This is a genomic window from Nocardioides hwasunensis (assembly GCF_014779665.1).
GTDB classification, from domain to species: domain Bacteria; phylum Actinomycetota; class Actinomycetes; order Propionibacteriales; family Nocardioidaceae; genus Nocardioides; species Nocardioides hwasunensis.
Genome location: NZ_JACXYY010000002.1, coordinates 397,803 through 412,660, shown reverse-complemented (window position 1 = coordinate 412,660; position 14,858 = coordinate 397,803). Strand labels below are relative to the sequence as shown.

14 protein-coding genes and 1 riboswitch are annotated in these 14,858 nt (G+C 72.3%); of the genes, 5 read left to right on the top strand and 9 right to left on the bottom strand.

From position 1 onward, the window contains the following. The first annotated feature begins 11 nt into the window (after window positions 1–11). Window positions 12–1,130 (top strand): MIP family channel protein, encoded by a 1,119-nt coding sequence (locus tag IEZ25_RS05995; protein ID WP_191198486.1) that lies wholly within the window; start codon window positions 12–14, stop codon window positions 1,128–1,130. Window positions 1,131–1,151: 21 nt separating this feature from the next. On the opposite strand, the gene IEZ25_RS05990 is transcribed toward IEZ25_RS05995, so the two are convergent. Beyond that, window positions 1,152–1,871: a hypothetical protein gene (locus tag IEZ25_RS05990; protein WP_191198485.1), complete on the bottom strand. Its 720-nt coding sequence runs from the start codon at window positions 1,869–1,871 to the stop codon at window positions 1,152–1,154. A gap of 89 nt (window positions 1,872–1,960) precedes the next feature. On the opposite strand from IEZ25_RS05990, the gene IEZ25_RS05985 reads away from it, so the two are divergent. Next, window positions 1,961–2,947 (top strand): malate dehydrogenase, encoded by a 987-nt coding sequence (locus IEZ25_RS05985; RefSeq protein WP_191198484.1) that lies wholly within the window; start codon window positions 1,961–1,963, stop codon window positions 2,945–2,947. A 51-nt stretch (window positions 2,948–2,998) separates the two neighbouring features. Here the strand turns inward: IEZ25_RS05985 and IEZ25_RS05980 are convergent, their stop codons facing one another. From IEZ25_RS05980 to IEZ25_RS05955, 6 genes are all read right to left on the bottom strand, one after another. Continuing rightward, window positions 2,999–3,376 (bottom strand): DUF3017 domain-containing protein, encoded by a 378-nt coding sequence (locus IEZ25_RS05980; RefSeq protein WP_191198483.1) that lies wholly within the window; start codon window positions 3,374–3,376, stop codon window positions 2,999–3,001. Further along, complete coding sequence (locus IEZ25_RS05975) at window positions 3,376–4,224, bottom strand: bifunctional methylenetetrahydrofolate dehydrogenase/methenyltetrahydrofolate cyclohydrolase (protein ID WP_191198482.1); 849 nt, start codon at window positions 4,222–4,224, stop codon at window positions 3,376–3,378. Before IEZ25_RS05975 ends, IEZ25_RS05980 begins: the two co-directional genes overlap by 1 nt. A gap of 82 nt (window positions 4,225–4,306) precedes the next feature. After that, window positions 4,307–5,881 carry a bifunctional phosphoribosylaminoimidazolecarboxamide formyltransferase/IMP cyclohydrolase gene (purH, locus tag IEZ25_RS05970; RefSeq protein ID WP_191198481.1) on the bottom strand — a complete coding sequence of 525 codons (1,575 nt, stop codon included), beginning with the start codon at window positions 5,879–5,881 and terminating at the stop codon, window positions 4,307–4,309. A gap of 24 nt (window positions 5,882–5,905) precedes the next feature. Continuing rightward, window positions 5,906–5,983: riboswitch (ZMP/ZTP riboswitch) on the bottom strand. A 2-nt stretch (window positions 5,984–5,985) separates the two neighbouring features. Continuing rightward, window positions 5,986–6,600 carry a phosphoribosylglycinamide formyltransferase gene (purN, locus tag IEZ25_RS05965; RefSeq protein ID WP_191198480.1) on the bottom strand — a complete coding sequence of 205 codons (615 nt, stop codon included), beginning with the start codon at window positions 6,598–6,600 and terminating at the stop codon, window positions 5,986–5,988. Window positions 6,601–6,609: 9 nt separating this feature from the next. Next, window positions 6,610–7,743, bottom strand: coding sequence for a YibE/F family protein (locus tag IEZ25_RS05960; RefSeq protein WP_191198479.1), 1,134 nt, complete (start codon window positions 7,741–7,743; stop codon window positions 6,610–6,612). A 72-nt stretch (window positions 7,744–7,815) separates the two neighbouring features. Continuing rightward, complete coding sequence (locus IEZ25_RS05955; RefSeq protein ID WP_191198478.1) at window positions 7,816–9,147, bottom strand: cell division protein PerM; 1,332 nt, start codon at window positions 9,145–9,147, stop codon at window positions 7,816–7,818. 146 nt (window positions 9,148–9,293) lie between these two features. On the opposite strand from IEZ25_RS05955, the gene IEZ25_RS05950 reads away from it, so the two are divergent. From IEZ25_RS05950 to IEZ25_RS05940, 3 genes are all read left to right on the top strand, one after another. Then, complete coding sequence (locus IEZ25_RS05950; RefSeq protein WP_191198477.1) at window positions 9,294–11,186, top strand: SigE family RNA polymerase sigma factor; 1,893 nt, start codon at window positions 9,294–9,296, stop codon at window positions 11,184–11,186. A gap of 70 nt (window positions 11,187–11,256) precedes the next feature. Continuing rightward, window positions 11,257–12,552: a hypothetical protein gene (locus IEZ25_RS05945; RefSeq protein WP_191198476.1), complete on the top strand. Its 1,296-nt coding sequence runs from the start codon at window positions 11,257–11,259 to the stop codon at window positions 12,550–12,552. A gap of 3 nt (window positions 12,553–12,555) precedes the next feature. Next, complete coding sequence (locus IEZ25_RS05940) at window positions 12,556–12,756, top strand: hypothetical protein (RefSeq protein WP_191198475.1); 201 nt, start codon at window positions 12,556–12,558, stop codon at window positions 12,754–12,756. Here the strand turns inward: IEZ25_RS05940 and sucD are convergent, their stop codons facing one another. Together sucD and sucC are read right to left on the bottom strand one after the other, a co-directional pair. After that, complete coding sequence (gene sucD / locus IEZ25_RS05935) at window positions 12,757–13,638, bottom strand: succinate--CoA ligase subunit alpha (protein ID WP_191198474.1); 882 nt, start codon at window positions 13,636–13,638, stop codon at window positions 12,757–12,759. A gap of 19 nt (window positions 13,639–13,657) precedes the next feature. Further along, window positions 13,658–14,827, bottom strand: a complete 1,170-nt coding sequence (sucC, locus tag IEZ25_RS05930) for an ADP-forming succinate--CoA ligase subunit beta (protein ID WP_191198473.1) — start codon at window positions 14,825–14,827, stop codon at window positions 13,658–13,660. Window positions 14,828–14,858 lie beyond the last annotated feature (31 nt).

Sequence of the window (14,858 nt, the reverse complement as noted above, 5' to 3'; positions counted from 1 at the left end):
AGGGACTCGCGATGAGCGACACCGTCGAAGACACACCGAGCACCGGGCAGAAGTTCACCGCGGAGACGATGGGCACCTTCGTGCTCGTGTTCTTCGGCTGTGGCGCCGCCCTCATGAGTGGCGGCGACTACGTCGCCACCGGACTCACCTTCGGCCTCACCGTCGTGGTGATGGCCTATGCCGTGGGCCGCATCTCGGGCGGCCACTTCAACCCGGCCGTCACGCTGGGTGCCGTGCTCGGCGGCCGGCTGCCGTGGAACCAGGCCGGCATCTACATGGCCGCGCAGCTCCTCGGCGGCCTCGTGGCCGGTGGTGCGCTGTTCGGCATCATGAACGCCTTCCCGGGCTACGACGTCTCCGTCGCCGGCCTCGCCCAGAACGGCTACGGCGACCAGAGCGCGAGCAACTTCGCCCTCTGGGGAGCCCTGGTCATCGAGATCCTCCTGACGGCCGTGTTCCTCTGGGTGATCCTCGCGGTGACCGACGAGCGCAACGAGGTCAACGCCCTGATGGGCCCGCTGGCCATCGGTCTCACGCTGGCGATGATCCACTTCGCCTCGATGGGCGCCACCGGCACCTCGGTCAACCCGGCCCGCTCCATCGGCGTCGGCGTCTTCGCCGGCACGGACGCGATCGTGCAGCTGTGGGTCTTCGTGCTCGCCCCGCTCGTCGGCGCCGCGATCGCCGGCCTGACCTACCCGCTCCTCTTCGGCCAGGGCGCCGAGCCGGTCGCGGGATCCGGCCTGAACTTCGGCGGCGGCAAGAAGGGCGACCAGTTCGTCCCCGGCAACTACGAGGCCCAGTGGAACCAGGGCCAGCAGGGCGGCTGGGGCCAGCCCGGTGCCGCCTGGGGCGCTCCCCCGCAGCAGCAGTGGGGCCAGCCCTCCCCGCAGCAGCAGCCGCAGCAACCCGACCCGGCGTACGGCGCACCGCAGGCCGCGCCGCCCGGACAGTGGGGCGCTCCCCAGCAGCAGCCGCAGCAGCCCCAGCAGCCCCCGGCGCAGCCCGGCCAGTGGGGTGCCCCCCAGCAGCAGCAGCCCGCCCAGCCCGGCCAGCAGAGCGCGCCCGGCCACTGGGGCAACCCGGACGGTGACGACGACGGCCGCACACAGGTCCGCCGTCCCGACTGATCCCGGCACGCCGGAGGCTTCCTAGGAGCCGGACTGCCCCACCAGGCGGGCCGTCCAGCCGGCGTCGAGGTCCTCGACACCGACGAGGCCGACACCCCTCTCGTACACGTTGCGGGTCGTGGTGCCGGCCTCGTCGCCGTCCACGCCCGTCCCGGTCTCGCTGGTCTGCAGCATCGAGGCCGACTGGTCATCGATCGTGGTGCCCGCCCCGGGCAGCCCGGGGACGACGTAGGGCCGCCAGCCGTCGCCGAGGCGGGGATCGGCGGGCATCGCCAGCCCGGCCTCCGCCCCGTCCGTGCCGGCCCGCCAGCCGATGCCGTCGAGATCCTCCCCCACGAGCCAGACGTTGCCGGTCACGTCCTGGGCGTAGAAGCGGGTGACAGCGGAGGTCCGGTCCTCGATCGTCGTGCGGGTCAGCACGGCGGTGGCGCTCAGGCCGGCGACGTCGGTCGTGCCGTCGACCACCTCGGCGTCGATCGTGCCGATCGTGCGACCGGCACCGGTGACGTCGTAGCGCCAGGTCGCGTCGACGGCCAGGGGCAGCCACGGGTTGTCGACGGCGTCGGTGAAGTCCGAGGGGTCGGGCGTCGGCGTCGGGATGACCAGGCCGTTGATGCCGGGCGAGTCGTAGGGGGCCGGCTGCCCGATGCCGGCGCACCCCGACAGGCCCAGCACACCGGCGGCGGCCAGCCCGGCAGCCACGGCGACGGCCGCACGCGGACGTCGTACGTCTCGAGGCATGGGCGCCAGCATGCCAGCCGCTGACGAGGAATTCGGCGCTGCTAGCGTCAGCGGCACCAGAGACCATCATCACGAGGAGACAACCCACCGTGACCTCCGCACCTCTCAAGGTGGCCGTCACCGGCGCCGCCGGTCAGATCGGCTACAGCCTGCTGTTCCGCCTCGCGAGCGGCGCGCTCGCGGCGGACCGCCCGATCGAGCTCCGCCTGCTCGAGATCGAGCCCGCCCTCAAGGCGCTCGAGGGCGTCGTCATGGAGCTCGACGACTGCGCGTTCCCGAACCTCGCCGGCGTCGAGATCGGCTCCGACGCCGAGAAGATCTTCGACGGCGTCAACCTCGCCCTCCTCGTCGGCGCCCGCCCGCGCGGTCCCGGCATGGAGCGTGGCGACCTGCTCTCGGCCAACGGTGCGATCTTCACCGCGCAGGGCAAGGCCCTCAACGCGGTCGCGGCCGACGACGTGCGCATCGGTGTCACCGGCAACCCGGCCAACACCAACGCCCTCATCGCGATGACCAACGCGCCCGACATCCCGCGTGAGCGGTTCTCCGCGCTGACCCGCCTCGACCACAACCGCGCGATCTCGCAGCTCGCGGCCAAGACCGGCGCGGCCGTCACCGACATCACGCACATGACGATCTGGGGCAACCACTCCGCGACGCAGTACCCCGACCTCTTCCACGCGAACGTGAAGGGCCAGAACGCCGCCGAGCTGGTCGGCGACCAGGCCTGGCTGGAGAACGACTTCATCCCGACCGTCGCCAAGCGCGGCGCCGCGATCATCGACGCCCGCGGCTCGTCCTCGGCCGCCTCGGCCGCGTCCGCCACGATCGACGCCGCCCGCGACTGGCTCTTCGGCTCCGCGGCCGACGACTGGGTCTCGATGGCCGTCGCCTCGCAGGGCGAGTACGGCGTGCCCGAGGGCCTGATCTCGTCGTTCCCGGTCACCACCTCCGGCGGCGACTGGACGATCGTCGAGGGCCTCGAGATCGACGACTTCTCCCGCGCCCGGATCGACGCCTCCACCGCCGAGCTCGCCGAGGAGCGCGACGCGGTCACCGAGCTCGGTCTCATCTGAGCCGACGACGAAGGGCCGGACCCGCTGGGTCCGGCCCTTCGTGCGTCTCGGTCAGAACCCGCCGGGCTGGTCCGGGATCGAGCCGGCCAGGAAGATCAGCGCGCCCCCGAGGGCGACCAGCACGAGCGCGTCGAGCACCTTGTGGCGTACGGCGAGCATGCCGGCGTCGCGGGCCCGGAGGAGCAGCCGGACCAGGGCGGCGAAGACGAGCGCCCCGCCCATCACCCGGATGCCGGTGCGCCACTCGTGGAGGAACACCAGGACCAGCGCGGCCCCGACGACGGCGAGGACCATCAGGTAGAAGGCGCCTCCGATGGTCGAGGGATAGCGCCGCGGCTCGTCGGGGTCGACCGGCTCGGCCGAGACGGGCTCGACCGACTCCGGCGGATGGATGTGGTCGGAACGGTCGGGCAGGTCGGGCTCGGTCATCAGGACCGGACGGACCTCTCCGCGATCTCGACGATGTTGCTCAGCAGCATCGCGCGGGTCATCGGGCCCACGCCCTTGGGGTTGGGCGAGACCCAGCCGGCGACGTCCCAGACGCCGGGGTCCACGTCGCCGGTGACCTTGCCGTCGACCCGCGAGACGCCGACGTCGAGCACGGCCGCTCCCGGCTTGACCATGTCGGCGGTGATGATGCCGGGCACTCCGGCCGCGGCGACGACGATGTCGGCGTCGCGCACGTGGGCGGCGAGGTCGACGGTGCCGGTGTGGCAGAGCGTGACGGTCGCGTTCTCCGAGCGCCGGGTCAGCAGCAGGCCGAGCGGACGGCCGACGGTGATGCCGCGGCCGACGACCACGACCTCCGCACCCGCGATGTCCACCCCGTGACGACGCAGCAGCTCGATCGAGCCCACCGGCGTGCAGGGAAGCGGTCCCGCCTCGCCGAGGACGAGCTTGCCGAGGTTGGTCGGGTGCAGGCCGTCGACGTCCTTGTCGGGGTCGACGCGCGAGAGCAGGGCGAACTCGTCGAGCCCGGTCGGCTGCTGCACGATGAACCCCGTGCAGGAGTCGTCGGCGTTCAGCTCGTCGATGACGGCCTCCACCTCGGCCTGGGTGGCCGTGGCCGGCAGGTCGCGCCGGATCGAGGTGATGCCGATCTCGGCGCAGTCCTTGTGCTTGGCACCGACGTACCAGTGCGAGCCGGGGTCGTCGCCGACGAGCACGGTGCCGAGCCCGGGGACCACCCCCTGCTCCTTGAGGGCGGCGACGCGCTGGGCGAGCTCCGTCTTGATGGTCCGCAGGGTGGCTGCGCCGTCGAGGGTCTGTGCGGTCACGGTGGGCATCCTAGGCACGGGAGAGGTCCTTCCGACAGTCCGAATGTTCCGCCATGCGCCACGCAGTGCGGGATGCGCAACATCAGTGGAAGAAGTGGCGGGTGCCGGTGAGGTACATCGTCACTCCGGCGGCCTCGCAGGCCGCGACGACCTCGGCGTCGCGGACCGAGCCACCCGGCTGCACGATCGCCTTCACGCCGGCGTCGATGAGGATCTGCGGCCCGTCGGCGAAGGGGAAGAACGCGTCGGAGGCGGCCACCGCGGAGGTGACCCGGTCCCCCGCGCGCTCGACCGCGAGGCGGCAGGAGTCCACGCGGTTCACCTGACCCATGCCGACGCCCACCGAGGCGCCGTCAGCGGCGAGCAGGATCGCGTTGGACTTCACCGCGCGGCACGCGCGCCAGGCGAAGGCCAGGTCGGCGAGCACCTCGGGCGAGGCGGCCTCGCCCGTGGCGAGGGTCCAGGTGGAGACGTCGTCACCGGGGGCGTCGACGTAGTCGCGCTGCTGCACCAGCAGGCCGCCGGAGACCGGTCGCATCTCCACCTCGCCCCGGACGACGGGCTCGCAGGTGAGGATGCGGATGTTCTTCTTGGCCTGCAGCACCTCCACCGCGCCGTCCTCGTAGCCCGGGGCCACGATGACCTCGGTGAAGACCTCGGCGACCTGCTCGGCCATCGCGACCGAGACCGCGACGTTGGTGGCGATCACACCGCCGAAGGCACTGACGGGGTCGCACGCGTGGGCCTTGCGGTGCGCCGCCGCCACGTCCGCGCCGACCGCGATGCCGCAGGGGTTGGCGTGCTTGATGATCGCCACGGCCGGCTCGTCGAAGTCGTAGGCCGCCCGGCGGGCCGCGTCGGCGTCGACGTAGTTGTTGTAGGACATCTCCTTGCCGTGGAGCTGCTCGGCACGCGCCAGCCCACCGCCCGCGGGCTGGGTGTAGAGCGCGGCGGACTGGTGCGGGTTCTCGCCGTAGCGCAGCTCGCCGGCCTTGTCCCACGTGCCGCCCATCCACGCCGGGAAGCCGGAGCCACCGTCCGAGCCGGTGTCGGTGAGCACGTTGCCCATCCACGAGGCGACGTGCACGTCGTAGGTCGCGGTGTGCACGAAAGCCTCGGCGGCGAGGCGCTGGCGCTCGGCCAGGGTGAAGCCCCCGGCGGCGACGGCGGCCAGCACGTCGGCGTACGTCGCGGGCGAGGTGACGATGGCGACGCTCGGGTGGTTCTTCGCTGCCGCGCGCACCATCGACGGCCCGCCGATGTCGATCTGCTCCACGCACTCGTCGGGGCTCGCTCCCGAGGCGACGGTCTGGGTGAAGGGGTAGAGGTTGCTGACGACGAGGTCGAACGGCTCGACCTCGAGCTCCTTGAGCTGCTCGACGTGGGAGTCGAGGCGGCGGTCGGCCAGGATGCCGGCATGCACCCGCGGGTGCAGCGTCTTGACCCGGCCGTCGAGGCACTCGGGGAACCCGGTGAGGTCCTCCACCTTCGTCACCGGCAGGCCGAGCGACTCGATGCGTGCGGCCGAGCCGCCGGTGGAGACGAGCTCGACGCCGGCGTCGTGCAGGCCGCGGACGAGGTCGTCGAGGCCGGCCTTGTCGTAGACGGAGACGAGCGCGCGCTTGATGGCGATCTGGTCAGGGGTGCTGTCGGACACGGGACTCCTCGTTGCGGATCGAGTCGAGGGCACCCAGGCGTTCGATGTCCTCGCGCGTCACTCCCTGGTGGTGTCCCACCTGCGCCAGTCGTGTGAGCCGCAGACTACCCAGCAGACGTGCCGATGCGCACCTTGCGCCCGTCCACGCTGACGCCTTCGCGGGCGATGCGACCGACCGCGTCCACCAGCATGGCGCGCTCGGCGGTCTTGATCCGCTCGTGCAGGGACGCGACGTCGTCGTCCTCCTCCACGGCGACCGGGACCTGCGCCACGATCGGACCGGTGTCGACGCCTGCGTCGACGACGAAGAGCGTCGCGCCGGTGACCTTGACGCCGTGCTCGAGCGCGTCGCGGGGCCCGTGCATGCCGGGGAACGACGGGCACAGCGCCGGGTGGGTGTTGAGGGTGAGGAAGCGGTCGAGGAAGTCCTGCGAGAGCAGCTTCATGAAGCCGGCCGAGACCACGATGTCGGGCTCGAACCGCTCCACGACGGTGGTGACGGCGGAGTCCCAGCCCTCGCGGGTCTCGAAGTCGGACACCTGCCGGACGAAGGTCGGGATGCCCGCCCGCTCGGCGCGCGCGAGTCCCTCGATGTCCTCACGGTCGGCGCCGACCGCCGCGATGCGGGCGCCGTACGCCGGATCGGCACAGGCGTCGATCAGGGCCTGCAGGTTGGTGCCGGAGCCGGACACCAGGACGACGAGACGGGCTTCGGGCACCGCAGGAGTCTAGGCCCGGTGGGAGGGCGGGCCGTCGGCTGTCCGGTCGCGGACCAGCCGGCCGGCCACCAGGGCGGCGATCGCGGTCGTCACGGGCACCGCGGCCAGGATCCCGAGCCCGCCGACGAGGCCGCGCACGACCTCCTGTGCGACGACCTCCTGGCTGACCGCGATCCCGAACGGCAGCTCGAGCGCGGAGAAGACGAGCATGAGCGGGAGCGTCGCCCCGACGTAGGCCAGGACGAGGGTGTTGACGGTGGAGGCGGCGTGCGAGCGACCGATCCGCATCGCCCGGACGAAGAGCGAGCGCGCGCTGGCGTCGGGGTCGACGTCGGCGAGCTCCCACACCGCCCAGGTCTGGGTGACGGTGACGTCGTCGAGCACGCCGAGCGCGCCGATCACCAGCCCGGCGAGCAGGAGACCGCGGAGATCGACCTGCGCGGCGATGCCGGAGATGTATTGGCTGCCCTCGTCCACCAGCCCGGTGAAGTGACCGATCCGGGTGAAGACCCAGCCGATCACGCCGATGACCACCAGCGAGACCAGCGTGCCGAGCATGGCGACGGTCGTGCGGATGGTGAAGCCGTGGGAGAGGTAGAGCGTGACGAGCATGATCGCCGCCGCGGTCACCACGGCCACGCCCAGCGGCGAGGAGCCCTCCATGATCGCCGGCAGCGTGAAGACGACGATCAGCACGAGGGAGTACGCCAGGCTGGCCAGGGCGCCGATGCCGCGCCAGCGCGAGAGCGCGAGGACGCCGACGGCGAAGAGGATCGTCAGGAGCAGGAGCGGTGGTCCGCGGTCGAAGTCCTGGAAGGAGTACTGCTCGCCCTCAGGGGCCTGCTCGGCGTAGGACACGATGATCCGGTCGCCGACGTCGACCTGGGGCGCCTTCTCGCCGTAGGGCAGCACCGCCACCTGCTCGCTGCCCTTCCCGGTGCCGCTGAGCACGTCGACGGTCGCCGCCTGGCAGCCCTCGATCTCCTTGCCGTCGACGAGCCGGCAGGGGACGAACCCGGTCACCTCGGCGGTCCCGCGCTGCACCTCCAGGCCGGGGCCGGTGAGCTCGAGGTCGCCGTCGGGCCAGAACGTCACCAGGCCCACCAGGGTCGCGAGCACGAGCGGTCCGACCAGGACCGCCATGAGCGTCCTGATGTCCCGCGGCGCGGGTCCCAGTGCAGGACGCTCGCCGTGGCTGTGGCCAGCCCCCAACGCTCAGTCCTCGTCGAGGTCGGTCGCGCTGATGGCCTGGGTGTCGTCCGCGGCGACGCGGGTCCGGTCCTCGGGCATGTCGTCATCCTGCCGGACGACCTCGGCGGCCCGGCCGCGGGCCGTGCGCCAGGCGAGGAAGGCCGGGACCGCCGCGCCGAGCAGGGCGCCGAGACCGCAGGCGGTCATGGCGTGCACCAGCACGTCGGGGACGAACGGGCCGATGAACCGCATCCGACCTGGACCGGCCGCGCCGCCCGACAGAGCCGCGAGCACCGCGAGGCCGACGCCCGCGGCCAGCCCGCCACCGCACCCGGCGAGGGCGATCCGGTCCCACGAGAGCGCGCTCCGGCGCAGGGCGCGGAACGAGACGAGTGCCGCTGCCAGGGGCGGGAGCACCATCAGCGACGCCACCCATCCCGCCGGCGTGCCGGCTGCGGGCAGTGCGGCGAGGAGCGGGACCACCGGCAGCGGACCCAGCACCACCGCACCGGGCGAGACCAGCGTGGCTCCGCCGACGGCGAACCCGGGGCCGAGCAGCCACGAGCCGGCGAAGAGCGAGGCGTTGGGGAGGAAGGCGGCGTTGACGAGCGTGTAGAGACCCGCCTCGGACGGGCTGGTGTGGAGCCGGGCCATCATCGTGGCGGCCTCGTCGAAGGACAGGACCAGCGCCACGAGGAAGAGCAGGGCGGAGACCGCGAGCAGGCTGGTCAGCACCGCTCGCGCCACGGCCGCGCCGGCACGCACGGTCGCCGGTGCGAGGGCGGCCCAGATCGCCGCCCGCCCCGAGCCGGTCGCGATCGCCGGCGCGGCCACCAGCGCGGTCAGCACGAGGGTCCACGCGAGCACCCGCGGCACGGACGGGTCGGCGGTGGTGCCAGCCGCGAGCGTGGCCACCAGGACGGCGACCACGGCGTAGCCGGCGAAGAACAGCGAGATCGCCGTCGGCACGGTGAAGTCGCGCTCGCCGTCGGAGATCCGGTCCGCGTCGGGCCCGTGTCCCGACACCGCATCACCGACGCGGTGGCCGAGCCGCCACATCGACCACGCGACGACGGCGGTGACGCCGAGCGGCACGATCGTGACCCGCGCCCCCTCGACGGTGAAGCCGGACCCGTGACCGGCCAGCCAGGCGAGCGCGCCCATCCGCATGCCGTCGCGCGGGGCGCCGTGGACGCCGGCGTCGGAGATGAACCAGCCGATCACGCCCACCGCCAGCAGCACGACCAGCGGACCGAGCGCCGCCAGCGCTCCCCCGAGCGTCGCGATCAGCACGAGCGGACGCGGCGGGACAGCCTCGGTCCGGGCGCGGTCGGGTCGGGTGAGGAGCGACGTCATGGCCGGGCCATCATCACCCGGCCGGTGGCGCGGATCGCGCTCCCACGCCGCCCCGCCGACGCTCCGGGAACGCCGCGGTCGGGGGCCCGGACGAGCCGTCCGACCGATGTGCACGGCATGGACCGCTCCCGTACCGTGGAGCGGTCATGAGGAGCCCGGAGACGTTCGACGCCTACTACGCGGAGACACGCACGCGACTCCTGCACGAGGCCTACGCGCTGACCGGCGACGCACCGGCCGCGCGCGCCGCCGTGCGGGACGCCTTCGTGGTCGCCTGGCACCACTGGCGCAAGGTCGCCGCCCTCGACGACCGCGACTCCTACGTCCGTCCGCTCGCGTTCCGGCGCGCCCGCCGGCGCCACACCGCGCGCATCTGGCACCGCGACAAGTCGCTCGATCCCGAGGTGCGCTCGACGCTCGACGCGCTGTCCAAGCTCACCTCGCGCCAGCGCGAGCTGCTGGTGCTGACGAACCTCACCACGCTGAGCCTCGCCGACATGGGACGTGAGGTCGGTCTCACCCGCTCCGACGCCGAGCGCGAGCTGCAGACCGCGACGTCGCAGTTCGCCCTGCACCGCGACCTGCCCACGACCGAGATCCGCCGCCTGGTCCAGGAGCTCGCGGCTCCCCTCGAGGAGATCCGCTGGCCACGCGCGACGGTCGTCCGGCGCGCCGGTGCCGCTCGCCGGCGCACGCACACGGTGATCGGCGCCGGGGTCGCGACCGCCGCGCTGATCGCCTCCGGCTCGCTGGTGGCGACGGGCTCGGGCGCCGAGGCGACCAGCCTCAGCCAGGAGAAGGCCAACGGCGGCGTCACCGTCCACGAGCCCGTCAGCGACACCGGCGGGGAGCTGATCAGCGCGGACTCGCTGCTCGCCCCCGACCAGCTCACCCGCTTCGGCCCGGGCCTGGACTGGCAGGAGACCTCGACCGGCGACAACCTCGACGGCGACGGGCTCGTGGTCCCCTGCCAGCGCGACCGGTTCGCCGACCCCGCCAACGTGGGCGCACTGACCCGCACCTGGGAGGGCTCCGCGACCCGCACCGTGGAGAAGAAGGTCGGCCAGGGCAAGCAGCAGCGGAGCAGGAAACGGCAGGTCACGGACGTGACCGCCACCGCGGTCGAGACGGTCGAGCTGTCGCAGGACGTCGCCAGCGCCGAGGCCGGCTTTGCGACCTCGATCATGTGGTTCGCCGCGTGCACCGACGTGCGCACCCAGCTCATGAGCACCCAGGCGGTCAAGCGGATCGGCGACGACGCCCGGCTCTTCCGGCTCCGGTCGTGGGGATCGGAGCCGGCCTCCATCACCGTCGGCGTCGCCCGCACCGGCAGCCTGGTCGTGACTAGCGCCGTGCGCAGCCAGGGCAGGCCGGTCAGCGACCGCGACGCGCTCGCCGGCCTGGCCGCCTCGGTCAACGGCCTGTGCACCTCCGACGCCGTCGGCGCCTGTGCCGGCCGCCCCCGGTCCAACGTCACCCGCCCTCTCGACATCGGGAACCCTCCGGGAGTGCTGTCGGTCGTCGACCTGCCCCCCGTCGCCGCGGTCCGGGGGCCGTGGGTGGGCACCGACCCCGAGCGGGCGAAGACCAACACCGCCGCCACCAGGTGCGACGAGACGTCGTTCCAGGGCAAGGGGATCAGCCAGGCGCTGACCCGCACCTTCGTCTTCCCCGAGACGCCGAACGCCCAGCAGCTCGGCCTCACCCAGACGGTCGGGAAGATGAGGCCGGCCCGGGCGCGCTCGTTCGTCGAGCAGGTGCGCAACCGGATCCGGCAGTGCGCCCAGGAGAACCTCGGCACGAGCGTGACGCCGCTCGCCTCCACCTCGTCGGACAAGCGGGACCTCAGTGTCTGGGCCATGACGATCCAGCTCAACGACAAGCAGTCCTACCCCTTCCTGATGGCCATCGCGCGGGAGGGGACCGCGGTCTCCCAGCTCGGCTTCGCCCCCGATCGCGACATGACGATGGCGCGGCCCGACTTCGTGGCCCTGGCCCGCCGTGTGCTCGACCGTCTCGACACCCTCGACTCGGCCTGACACGCCACTCGCGCGCGAGCGGGACCCGCTCCGGGGCAACCTTTTCGCCCTCCGCGGAGTCTTCATAGGCGTGAGGTTCCGCGCAGCGATCGCCACGGCCGCCCTGGCCGGCACCCTGGCCGTGGCCGGGTGCGGTGAGCGGGCTCCCGACGACGCCTCGTCCGGGGGCGCCGGCGACGCCGCCGACGCCACCGGCACGACGAGCCCTGCGACGGGCACCACCGGAGCGGTCGGTGCGATCCCTGACGACTTCCCTCTCGCCGACGGCATGGGCGGGCCGCAGGACACCATCGTGACCTCCCGGTCCGGCACCGGGCTGCGCGACCTCACGCTGTGCGGCACGACCCCGCTGCGCGGCCTGCCCACACGCGACCGGATGGTGGCCGACAACAGCGGCGGCGAGGCTGCCGACACCCGCGAGCTGGTGCTGCTGGGCGACCCGGGCCAGGCGGCCGCGCTGGCCACCACCATCAGCGAGCTGCCGACGACGTGCGGGGCCACCGAGACCAGCGGCCGCACCGAGACGACCACCGAGGTCCGGCGCTCGCCGTTCGGGCCGAGCCCGGCCGCCACCCTCGTCCAGACCTACACCCTCGACGGCGAGCCCGGCCCGGGCGCGACGATCATCCAGGTCGTGCCTGCCGGAGCCGCCCTCCTGGCCACGTCGACGTACGGCGAGTGGGGTGCCGACGACCTGGAGGCCCAGATCAGCTCGACCGCGGAGCCTCTCGCCCGGACGGTCGCCTCCCTCGCGGTCTTCGCCGACCAGGCGGCGTCGCCCAGCACGCCCAGCAGCACACCCAGCCCCGCGTCCACCGGCGCGGCCGCCACGATCCCCGCCGACTTCCCACTGGGCGTCGGCCTGCCGGACGGCGACGGCGAGACCGAGGTGTCTCCCCCGTCGGCCGACGGCGACGGGATGGGCGAGGTCGAGATGTGCGGCCGCGTCGTGTGGCCCCACGCCCGCGGCGTCGAGGTCGGCCCGACCGAGCGTCTGGTCACCAGCGCCCTCGGCCCCGAGTACTTCGACGCCCGCGAGCTCATCGTCCACGAGGACGCCGACGCTGCCGTCGAGGGGATGGCGGCGCTCCGGCAGGCGGCCGAGGAGTGCCGCTCGCTCGACAACCAGGTGTGGACCGACCTCGAGCGCGACACCGGCTACGACACGGTGACGATGGGGCTGACCTACGACGACGGGCTCGGCAGCTCGGTCTTCCAGGTGACTCGGGTCGGTTCTGCTCGGCTGATGGTGCAGACGTACGGTGAGGGTTCGCTCGCATCGCTGGGGAGCCAGGCCGACGGGGTCACCGAGACCACCGGGCAGATCGTTTCCGCGATGTGCGCGTTCACGAAGACGGGGTGCTGAGACATGTCCATACCCTCCACGCTGGCCAGCTCGGCCTGCCCGACGCTGCCGTCGCCGAGCAGGCTGAGCGCTGCGACGCCGGTGCGCCTGCTGGGCGCCCACGTCGTGTGGCGACTGCTCTGGGAGACCCGCCACCTCGACCTCCAGCCGAAATCGCGGACGGCCCCGCAGGCGGACCTGCGGAGCCGTCTCGAGCAACCCTGATCAGAGGGCCTTCAGGACCTCACGCATGAGCTCGGCGGTCTCCGACGGCGTCTTGCCGACCTTGACCCCGGCGGCCTCGAGGGCCTCCTTCTTGGCCTGCGCGGTGCCCGAGGAGCCGGACACGATGGCGCCGGCGTGGCCCATGGTCTTGCCCTCGGGAGCGGTGAAGCCGGCGACGTAGCCGACGACCGGCTTGGTCACGTGCTCCTTGATGTAGGCCGCGGCACGCTCCTCGGCGTCTCCGCCGATCTCGCCGATCATCACGATCGCCTTGGTCTCCGGGTCGTTCTCGAAGGCCTCGAGGGCATCGATGTGGGTGGTGCCGATGATCGGGTCGCCGCCGATGCCGATGGCGGTGGTGAAGCCGAAGTCCTTCAGCTCGAACATCATCTGGTAGGTCAGCGTGCCCGACTTGGACACCAGACCGATGGGGCCCTTGCCCGCGATGGTGTGCGGCGTGATGCCGGCCAGCGACTCCTCCGGCGTGATGATGCCGGGGCAGTTCGGGCCGATCATCCGGGTGGACTTCCCCTCGAGGTAGGCGACGACCTCGGCCGTGTCGAGGACCGGGACGCCCTCGGTGATCACCACGAGGAGCGGGATCTCGGCGTCGATGGCCTCGATGCAGGCGTCCTTGGTGAAGGCCGGCGGGACGAAGGCGACGGACACGTTGGCGCCGGTCTCCTTCATGGCCTCCTCGACGGTGCCGAAGACCGGCAGCTCCTTGCCGCCGAGCTCGACGGTGGTGCCGGCCTTGCGGGCGTTGACGCCGCCGACGATGTCGGCGCCCGACTCGACCATGAGGGTCGTGTGCTTGGCACCCATGCCGCCGGTCATGCCCTGGACGATGATCTTCGAGTCAGAGTTCAAGTAGATAGACATTGCGTTCTGTTTCTCTCTCTCAGGCCTGGTGGGCGAGCTCGGCGGCCTTGTCGGCCGCGCCGTCCATCGTGTCGACCTGGGTGACCAGGGGGTGGTTGAGCTCGTCGAGGATCGCGCGGCCCTTGTCGACGTTGTTGCCGTCGAGACGCACGACCAGCGGCTTGGTGGCGCTGTCGCCGAGGATCTCGAGGGCACCCTTGATGCCGTTGGCGACCTCGTCGCAGGCGGTGATGCCACCGAAGACGTTGACGAAGACGCTCTTGACCTGCTCGTCGTTGAGGATCACGTCGAGGCCGTCGGCCATCACCTGGGCGTTCGCGCCGCCGCCGATGTCGAGGAAGTTGGCAGGCTTCACGCCGCCGTGCGCCTCACCGGCGTAGGCGACGACGTCGAGGGTGCTCATGACCAGGCCCGCGCCGTTGCCGATGATGCCGACCTCGCCGTCGAGCTTGACGTAGTTGAGGCCCTTGTCCTTGGCCTTGGCCTCGAGCGGGTCGGCCTCCTCGCGGATCTCGAACTGCTCGTGGTCGGGGTGGCGGACCTCCGAGGCGTTGTCGTCGAGCGACACCTTGCCGTCGAGCGCCTCGAGCTTGTCGCCCTCGAGCCGAGCCAGCGGGTTGACCTCGACGAGGGTGGCGTCCTCCTCGACGTAGACCTTCCAGAGCGCCTGCACCATCTCGATGGCCTGGTCGCGCAGCTCGGCGGGGAACTTCGCCTCGTCGACGATCGCGGCGGCCTTCTCCGGCGTCACGCCCTCGATGGCGTCGACGGGGATCTGCTTGACGGCGTCGGGGTTGGTCTTGGCGACCTCCTCGATCTCCACGCCGCCCTCGACCGAGGCGATGCACAGGTGCGAGCGGTTGGAGCGGTCGAGCAGGAAGGAGAAGTAGTACTCCTCCACCGGCGGCGTCGCCGGGGTGACCAGGACGCGGTTGACGCGCAGGCCCTTGATCTCCATGCCGATGATGTCGCGGGCGTAGGACTCCGCCTCGTCGGCGCTCTTCGCGATCTTCACACCGCCCGCCTTGCCCCGGCCGCCAGCCTTGACCTGGGCCTTGACGACGGTCACCCCGCCCATCTCCTCGGCGGCGGCACGTGCGGCCTCCGGCGTCTCTGCGACCACCCCGAGGGTGGTCGCCACTCCATGCTTGGCGAAGAGCTCCTTCGCCTGAAACTCCATCAGGTCCACGACGTACCCAGTCCTTTTCGTCTGCGGTCAT

Excerpts from the sequence above, each read along its gene's own strand:
- IEZ25_RS05995 (WP_191198486.1), top strand. The coding sequence starts at position 12 with ATGAGCGACACCGTCGAAGACACACCGAGCACCGGGCAGAAGTTCACC.
- IEZ25_RS05990 (WP_191198485.1), bottom strand. The coding sequence starts at position 1,871 with ATGCCTCGAGACGTACGACGTCCGCGTGCGGCCGTCGCCGTGGCTGCC.
- IEZ25_RS05980 (WP_191198483.1), bottom strand. The coding sequence starts at position 3,376 with ATGACCGAGCCCGACCTGCCCGACCGTTCCGACCACATCCATCCGCCG.
- IEZ25_RS05960 (WP_191198479.1), bottom strand. The coding sequence starts at position 7,743 with ATGGCGGTCCTGGTCGGACCGCTCGTGCTCGCGACCCTGGTGGGCCTG.
- IEZ25_RS05955 (WP_191198478.1), bottom strand. The coding sequence starts at position 9,147 with ATGACGTCGCTCCTCACCCGACCCGACCGCGCCCGGACCGAGGCTGTC.
- IEZ25_RS05950 (WP_191198477.1), top strand. The coding sequence starts at position 9,294 with ATGAGGAGCCCGGAGACGTTCGACGCCTACTACGCGGAGACACGCACG.
- IEZ25_RS05940 (WP_191198475.1), top strand. The coding sequence starts at position 12,556 with ATGTCCATACCCTCCACGCTGGCCAGCTCGGCCTGCCCGACGCTGCCG.
- sucD (WP_191198474.1), bottom strand. The coding sequence starts at position 13,638 with ATGTCTATCTACTTGAACTCTGACTCGAAGATCATCGTCCAGGGCATG.